Here is a 521-nt window from a genome sequence, read left to right on the forward strand (position 1 = left end):
GTCCAGCCCGCTGCCGAAACCGGACGGGACGGACGGGACGGCCGGCCCGCGGCGGCCCTGTGCGCCGCGGCGCACCAACTCGCCGACCGTGCGACGCACTCCGGCGTCGAACTCGGCGAAGGTGCGGCGCAGCAGCGGCAGTACGTCGGTGAAGGTGTCCGCCGGCACACCGGCCAGCCAGCCGTCGACCAGGGCGAGCAGTCGTTCGTCGTGCACCAGCAGCATGCCGCCGCCGGACAGGAAGCCCTCCACCCAGGACGCTGCCTCCGTCGGGGGTGTGCCGGGAGAGAGCGCCAGACCCATCACCCGCGCCGCGTCCTCGTCCGGCAGCCCTCCGGCGTCGAGCAGGAGCCGGGCGGCCCGGCCGCGGAGCAGGCCCGGCGTGCGGTCGCGTCGGCTGAGCTTGTCCAGCATCGACCGCCAGCGCCCGGCGAGTCCGTCCGCGTCGAGCATCGCCACGGCCTGTTGGGCGGCGTCGAGGTGCTCGCGCATCACCGCGGCGCCGTCCGCGTCGAGGCCGG

General features: G+C 76.2%; 1 protein-coding gene. It reads right to left on the bottom strand.

What is annotated here, in order from left to right; all coding sequences use genetic code 11:
• Positions 1-521: DUF5682 family protein (locus tag ACYVE9_RS30575; RefSeq protein ID WP_461031091.1), on the bottom strand; the 521-nt coding region annotated here is incomplete at both ends.

The sequence above is a fragment of the Streptomyces sparsus genome, from assembly GCF_054776295.1.